Genomic DNA, 7371 nt, shown 5'->3' on the forward strand with positions numbered 1-7371 from the left:
GGCAGGTGGCCGCCGCCCGGCGGACGGTCTACGAGCGCGACGCCGAGACCGGCCGTGCGGAGCCTGTCTCGGCGGCGGTGCTGTGCCGGCGGCGGGCACAGATCCCCGTGATCGCCAAGGCGCTGGAGGCGGCGGGAGTACCTTACGAGGTGGTCGGGCTGGCCGGGCTGCTCAGCCAGCCGGAGATCGTGGACCTGGTCTCGACCCTGCGCGTGCTGGCGGACCCCGGACGTTCGGATGCGCTGATGCGCCTGCTTGCCGGGGCCAGGTGGCGCCTCGGTCCGGCGGACCTGATGGCGTTCGCTGACTGGTCGCGCTTCCTGGAGAGCCAGCGCCGGCGGGCGGGCACCAGCCGGGACGAGCCGGATCTGGACAGCAATGAAGCGGACCAGGGCGTCGTCGTCGAAAGCGACGTCGCCGAGGCTGCCTCCCTCGTCGAGGCCTTGGACCGGTTGCCAAAGCCGGGCTGGACGTCCCGTCACGGGCGCTCCCTGACCGCGGAGGGGCTGCGCCGGCTGGAACTGCTCTCGGAGGAAATCCGCCAGCTGCGCACCTTCGTCGGGGACGACCTGACCCTGCTGCTGGGGGAAGTGGAACGCGCCATGCTGCTGGATATCGAGGTCGCCTCCAAACCCGGCGTTTCCATCCACCAGGCCCGGCGCCACCTGGACGCGTTCCACGATGCCGCGGCAGGCTTCGTGCAGACCGCCCAGCGGGTGGACCTGCTGGCCTTCCTCGGCTGGCTGGAGGCGGCGGCGGCTGAGGAGGACGGACTGGACATCACCCAGGTGGAGGTCAGCAAGGACGCGGTCCAGCTGTTGACGGTCCATGCCTCCAAGGGCTTGGAGTGGGACGTGGTGTTCGTGCCGGGCCTGAACGACGGGGCCTTCCCGAGCGGAACGGACAACCGCTGGAGCAGCGGCCACGAGGCGCTGCCCTGGCCGCTGCGCGGGGACCGGCACGACCTGCCGCAATGGGACACGGACCAGCCGGACCAGCTCTCATGGTTCAACGCCGAGACCGGGTTCAAGGACGCCGTCCAGGCCCACGGCGAGCAGGAGGAACGCAGGCTCGCCTATGTTGCCTACACCCGGGCCAAACATCTGCTGGTCTGCAGTGCCTCCGGCTGGTTCGGAACCAGGACGAAGCCCGCGGCCCCGTCCATTTTCCTGACCGAGCTCAAGGAACTGGTGGCCGGGCAGCCGGCCGGGCGCGGGCCCGGCTCCGGGATCGGCACCTGGGTCGAGGACGAAGAGCTGGGCGAGGAGAACCCCGTCCGGGCGCAGATTGAAACGGCCCTGTGGCCTTACGACCCGCTTCAGGGCCCGCATGTGGTCCGGTCCGGGGAGGCCGGGCCGCCCCGGACCGGCAGGCGTGCCGCCATGGAAGCGGCGGCACGGGCGGTCTTCGAGGCCATCGGGACCGGACGGCCCCCGGCCGCGGGCAGCGGCTGGGGGCGGGAGGCGGAGCTGCTGCTGCGCCGCCACAACGAGGCCCGCCAGGTCCGGGAGGTGGAGCTGCCCGCGCACATCTCGGCGTCCATGCTGGTGAGCCTGACGGAGGATCCGGCAGCCGTCACCAGGGCACTGCGCCGGCCGGTCCCGCGCCGGCCCGGCATGGCAGCGCGCAAGGGCACGGCCTTCCACAGCTGGGTCGAGGAGTTCTTCGGTACCAGCGGCATGCTGGACCTGGACGAATACCTGGACCCGGCGGACGCCTACGTGGACGAGGCCTATGACCTGGCCGCCATGATGGAGACCTTCAAGGCCTCCGAATTCGCGGACAAGGTCCCGGCGGCAATCGAGGTTCCGGTGGAAACCCGCATCGACGAGGTGGTGGTCCGCGGGCGGATCGATGCGGTTTTCCAAGACCCTGACGGGCGCTGGGAACTGGTCGACTGGAAGACCGGAGCGCCCCCGTCCGGGGAAAAGCTGAAGATTCGTGCGGTCCAGCTGGCGGCCTACCGCCTGGCCTGGGCGCGGCTGAAAGGTGTGCCGGTGCAGCAGGTCTCCGCGGCCTTCTACTATGTCGTCGCGGACAAGGTCATCCGCCCGCACGATCTGGCCGGCGAGGCAGAACTCGAGGCCATCGTCCGCTCGGCCTACGGCGGGCCGGGCACGGCAGCCTAGTGCGGAGCTAGTCGGTTTCGCGGGGCAGGACCGGAATGGAGGTGGTGTTGACATCCTCCGCCGGCTCTGCCGGTTGCGCGGGGGGAGCGGGCGCCGCGGGCAGGCTTTCGCCCTCGGTGGAGCTGAGCAGCACCACCTTGGGCTCCTGGGGCGCCGCCGCCGGTTTGGGTGGAACCACCGCTTGAACGGGTCCGTTCGCGACATCGGCAGGGCCGAGCAGCACCACCCGCGGTTGGGCCGGCCCCGATCCTGCCGGTCGTTCTTCCCCCGCCCGTCCCGCCGCGGGGGCCGGCCGCAGTGGAACGGGCGGTTCCTCGACGCTGATCTGCTGGCCGCCGTGCTCGCGGATGTCCGCCTCCAGTTCGCCCAGCATTTCCTGTGCTTCGGCCACCATGGTCTCGTCCCCGGCGGCCAGGCCGCGGACGAGCCACTGGGCCAGGGCGAATTCCGCGGCCAGCGCGGCCCGGCGCATCAGGTGCGGGTCGACCGGCTCTTTGCGGTACTCGTGGTAGGCCTCCAGCACCACATCGGTGAAGGCCCGCTCGTGGACGGCGATCAGCCAGGCGAAGTCGTCGGCCGGATCGCCAATCCTCAGGTCCGTCCAGCCTGCCACCGAGGTAACGTGGCCCTCGGAGATGAGCAGGTTATCCTCGTGCAGGTCGCCGTGGACCACGCAGGGGTTGAATTTCCAGAGCGAGACATCCTCCAGGGCATGCTCCCAGCGGCGCAGCAGGGCCGGCGGGATCTTGCCGGTGGTCGCGGCCTGGTCCAGTTCGTTGAGTTTGCGCTGGCGGAATTCGTCCGCGGTGTAGCTGGGCAGGTCCGCCCGGTCCACCATGGCCTGGGGCAGGTCATGGATGCCGGCCATGGCCCGGCCGATCTCGGTGGGGATCCGGCCGCCCGCGCCGACCAGCGACTCCAGGTCCAGGGGCATTCCCGGGACGTGGTTGTACACAAAGGTGCGCAGGTCGCCCTGCCGCACCGTGCCGGCGACGGAGGGGACTTGGAACGGCAGCTCGGCCCGGATGCCCGGGGTGAAGGTGCGCAGGACCAGCAGTTCGGTTTCCAGCCGGACGCTGGCTTCCGGGTGGCGGGGGGAGCGGACCCGCCACTGTTTGCCGACGTCGTCGAGCAGGACAGCGGACGTGAAGTCCGCGGCATCGTCCGGTACGCCGGCGACGCCCGTCGGGCTCAGCCCCGGCACGGCCGCACTGGCCATGGCTGCCAGTTCCATAGGTGTCCTTCTCACCTACACCACGGTAGTTGCAACGGCGGGGATGGACCCACGATGTCTGCGGCGAGTCGCTGGATGCGTTGCCGGCGTCCGAAATATCAAATTGCCGGTGCGACTGAGTACGGTAGATGCATGAGCACCCTGACGCAGTCCGAAGGCCTTCCACCGCTTGGCGAACTGGCGCTGGCGCGGAGCAGGATGGACCGGGGATGCGAACGGCGCAGCCATCCCGGGCTGCTGGAGGAGATCTGGGGCGCGGCCACAACCAGCGTGATGTTCATGGCCAACGCCCGGACGGCGGTGCGGGAGAACAAGATCACCCTGCTGCCTTCCGCCGGCCGCCCGCTGCCGGCCTCGGCAGTGTATCTGGGCCGGGCAATGCAGGGGGCCGATCTGCCGGTGGGGACGGATATTGTGCTGGAGATCCTCAACGGTCCCGAGGAGGCCGGCCTGCCCGCCGGGTACGACGGCGACTGGCTGGGGTTGCGCGAAGTGGCCGCCGATATCTCGGTGCAGGACGCGGGGCTGTTCGTGGAGGCCGCCGCCATTGCCAACTGGCACGCCACCCACAGGCACTGCCCGCTGTGCGGCACGCCTACCCGGATCGAGCAGGGCGGCTGGGTCCGCCGCTGCCCGGCGGACAGCTCGGAACACTTTCCGCGCACGGACCCCGCGATCATCGTCGCCGTGCTGGATGAGCAGGACCGGATCCTGCTCGGGCACAACAAGTCCTGGCCCGCCGGCCGCTATTCCACCCTCGCGGGATTCGTGGAACCCGGCGAGTCGCTGGAGGCTGCAGTGATCCGCGAGATCGCGGAAGAGTCCGGGGTCGCGGTGCATTCGCCGCAGTACATGGGCTCGCAGCCGTGGCCGTTCCCGGCCTCGCTCATGCTCGGGTTCACTGCCATGGCCGCACGGACCGAGGTCAAGCCGGATGGCGTCGAAATCTCCGACGTCCGCTGGTTCACCCGCCAGGAGTTGGCCGACAGCATTGCCAGCGGCGAGGTCCGGGTGGCACCGGGGATCTCCATTGCCCGGGCCTTGATCGAGCACTGGTACGGCGGGCCGCTGCCGCAGCCGCAGGCCTGGCAATGAACCCGGCGATGAACATCGCGGCACACGCCGGCTCCACGGCCGCGCAGAGCTTGGAAGCGAGGATCCTCGGCGGCCTGGACGACGAGCAGCGGCAGGTGGCCTCCACCCTGGCCGGCCCGATCTGCGTGCTGGCGGGGGCCGGAACCGGCAAGACCAGGGCCATCACGCACCGGATTGCCTACGGCGTGCACTCCGGCGTATACAAGCCGCAGCGGGTGCTCGCCGTGACCTTCACCGCGCGGGCGGCCGCCGAGATGCGCACCCGGCTGCGGGACCTGGGCGTGGCCGGGGTCCAGGCGCGCACCTTCCATGCGGCCGCGCTGCGGCAGCTGCAGTACTTCTGGCCGCAGGCCGTCGGCGGGCCGTTGCCCGGGCTGCTTGACCACAAGGCGAATGTGATCGCCGAGGCCGCCCGCCGGCTGCGGCTGAGCACCGACCGGGCCGCGATCCGGGACCTGGCCGCGGAGATCGAATGGGCCAAGGTGTCCATGCTCACCCCGGACACCTACGCCCACGCCGCGGGCGGACGGGCCGAGCCGGCAGGCTTTGACCTGGTGACCGTGGCGCGGCTGTTCCAGTCCTACGAGGACGTCAAGACGGACCGGAACATTATTGACTTCGAGGACGTCCTGCTGATCACGGTGGGCATCCTGCAGGAGGATCCGAAGGTCGCCGCCGAGGTGCGGGACCAGTACCGGCACTTCGTGGTGGACGAGTACCAGGACGTTTCCCCGCTGCAGCAGCGGCTGCTGGACCTGTGGCTGGGGGAGCGTGCGGATCTGTGCGTGGTCGGCGACGCGAGCCAGACCATCTATTCCTTTACCGGCGCCACCTCGCGCCATTTGCTGCAGTTCACCAAACGTTTCCCGGAAGCCACGGTGGTCAAGCTGGTGCGCGACTACCGCTCCACGCCCCAGGTGGTCCAGCTGGCCAATTCGCTGCTGGCCGCCCGCACCCGGCAGCCGTGGCGGGGCACCGGCCCGGATCCGTGGCCGGCTCCGCTGGAACTGCGGGCCCAGCGCCCGGCGGGCCCGGCCCCGAGCTTCACCGAATGCGCCGACGACGAGGCGGAGGCGGCGCAGGTCGCCCAGCGGATCCGCGGACTCATGGACACCGGGGTACCGGCGAGCGAGATCGCGATCCTGTTCCGGACCAACGGCCAGTCGGAGGCCTACGAACAGGCCTTGGCTTCGGCCGGCATCGGCTACCAGCTGCGCGGCGGGGAGCGCTTCTTTGCCCGCCGCGAGGTACGTGACGCGATGCTCCAGCTGCGCGCCTCGGCCCGGGCCGCCGGTACCGAGCCGGTGCCCCAGCTGGCCAGGGACGTGCTCTCCAACCTGGGCTACACGCCCGAGGCCCCGCAGTCCTCGGGCGCAGTGCGGGAACGCTGGGAATCGCTGGCCGCCCTGGTCGCGCTCGCGGACGAACTGGATGCCGCGCGCGGCGAGGCCGCCGAGGGCGTGTTCACGATGCAGGACTTCGTGGCCGAGCTCGAGGAGCGAGCCGCCGCCCAGCATGCCCCGACGGTGCAGGGAGTGACCCTGGCGTCGCTGCATTCGGCCAAGGGCCTGGAATGGGACGCGGTGTTCCTGGTCGGCCTGAGCGAAGGACTGATGCCGATTTCCTTCGCCGACACCGACGAGGCCGTGGATGAGGAGCGCCGGCTGCTCTACGTGGGCATAACCCGTGCCCGGGTCCACCTGGCCCTGTCCTGGTCGCTGGCGCGCACTCCCGGCGGCCGGGCCAACCGGAAGCCCTCGCGCTTCCTGGACGGACTGCGCCCGGCGTCTTCGTCACGTTCGGGGGCACGTCCCGCGGAACGGACCGGCCGGCGCCGGCAGGCGGGACCGGTCCACTGCCGGGTCTGCGGCACGCTGCTGAGCACCGGGGCCGAACGCAAGGTGGGGCGGTGCTCGAACTGCCCGCCCGGCTACGACGAGCACACCTTCGAGGCCCTGCGGGCTTGGCGCAAGGAGGCTGCCCAGGACGCGGGGATGCCCGCCTTCGTGATCTTCACGGACGCCACGCTGGTGGCGATCGCCGAAGCCCGCCCGAAGTCGCTGCAGGAACTGTCCAGGCTGGCAGGCGTCGGCCCGGCAAAGCTGGAACGCTACGGCGAAGACGTGCTGCGCGTGCTTGGCTCCCACTGAATGTTCAGCGCCCGGCCGCTGGCCTCAGGCCGCTGGCGCAGGGTTCGGGCCGAAGGTGCAGCCGCAGCCGGGGTGCGGCGGGTACTCATGCCGGGCCACGGTACCGTCCACGGGCCGCAGCTGCAGCACTGCCGACCACGCGGCGGGCTGGTTCCTGCCGTCCACGTACAGCAGCGCCTGCAGGGCGGCGAGGCCGGCCGCGGCCACCGAGAGGGACACCTCGTCCACCGACGCACCGGCGGCCTGGGCAGCCAGGCCCGCACTGAGCTCGTACCATTCCGGATCCGCGTCCGCGTGGTGCCGGTTCAGGCATTCCAGGCAGGCGGACTGGCCGGGCACCACCAGCGGGCCGACCAGGGCATCCTGTTCCCGCGACAGCACGCACAGGTGCGGGTGCCCGCGGCTCATCAGGGCCGCTCCGACATCGGCATCGGGCACGTCTGCGGCGGCGTAGACCGCCAGGCTCAGGATCCTGGGCAGTCCGGCACCGGATCCTGCTGCCGTTCGGCTGATCGGGTGGCAGGAGATGGTCGGATCGATCTGGTGCACCAACCGGCGCAGCGCCTGCGTCCGGTTCAGTCCAATGTCCGCCAGGCGGTAGGCGCCGGCCCCGACATCAGGCGGGCCCACCGGCAGCGGGTCCTCCAGCAGCAAGGTGCCGATACCGGCGGCCGCGAGTGCGCAGGCAACCGCCGCCCCGGTCCGGCCCAGGCCCAGCACGTGCACGACGGCGGCGCCGCGGCAGGCGAGGATGCCGGCGCTG

General features: G+C 71.1%; 5 protein-coding genes. 3 read left to right on the forward strand and 2 right to left on the reverse strand.

Translation table 11 applies throughout. The features are described 5' to 3' along the window. The coding region (locus ACFQ36_RS18825) for a 3'-5' exonuclease (protein ID WP_377016393.1) at nucleotides 1-2129 on the forward strand (2129 nt) is incomplete at its 5' end. Nucleotides 2130-2136: 7 nt separating this feature from the next. Here ACFQ36_RS18825 and ACFQ36_RS18830 read toward each other — a convergent pair. Then, nucleotides 2137-3363 (reverse strand): macrolide 2'-phosphotransferase, encoded by a 1227-nt coding sequence (locus ACFQ36_RS18830; protein ID WP_377016395.1) that lies wholly within the window; start codon nucleotides 3361-3363, stop codon nucleotides 2137-2139. A 132-nt stretch (nucleotides 3364-3495) separates the two neighbouring features. Here ACFQ36_RS18830 and nudC point away from each other — a divergent pair, with 132 nt between their 5' ends. Both nudC and ACFQ36_RS18840 read left to right on the forward strand, forming a co-directional pair. After that, nucleotides 3496-4458, forward strand: a complete 963-nt coding sequence (gene nudC, locus ACFQ36_RS18835) for an NAD(+) diphosphatase (RefSeq protein ID WP_377016397.1) — start codon at nucleotides 3496-3498, stop codon at nucleotides 4456-4458. 8 nt (nucleotides 4459-4466) lie between these two features. Further along, nucleotides 4467-6608 (forward strand): ATP-dependent DNA helicase UvrD2, encoded by a 2142-nt coding sequence (locus ACFQ36_RS18840; protein WP_377016399.1) that lies wholly within the window; start codon nucleotides 4467-4469, stop codon nucleotides 6606-6608. A gap of 24 nt (nucleotides 6609-6632) precedes the next feature. Here ACFQ36_RS18840 and ACFQ36_RS18845 read toward each other — a convergent pair. After that, nucleotides 6633-7371: TOMM precursor leader peptide-binding protein (locus ACFQ36_RS18845; protein ID WP_377016401.1), on the reverse strand; the 739-nt coding region annotated here is incomplete at its 5' end.

This window comes from Arthrobacter sp. GCM10027362, assembly GCF_042679445.1.
Taxonomy (GTDB): domain Bacteria; phylum Actinomycetota; class Actinomycetes; order Actinomycetales; family Micrococcaceae; genus Crystallibacter.

Bases quoted from the DNA above. Each gene is read 5' to 3' on its own strand.
- ACFQ36_RS18830 (WP_377016395.1), bottom strand. From the start codon at position 3,363: ATGGAACTGGCAGCCATGGCCAGTGCGGCCGTGCCGGGGCTGAGCCCG.
- nudC (WP_377016397.1), top strand. From the start codon at position 3,496: ATGAGCACCCTGACGCAGTCCGAAGGCCTTCCACCGCTTGGCGAACTG.
- ACFQ36_RS18840 (WP_377016399.1), top strand. From the start codon at position 4,467: ATGAACATCGCGGCACACGCCGGCTCCACGGCCGCGCAGAGCTTGGAA.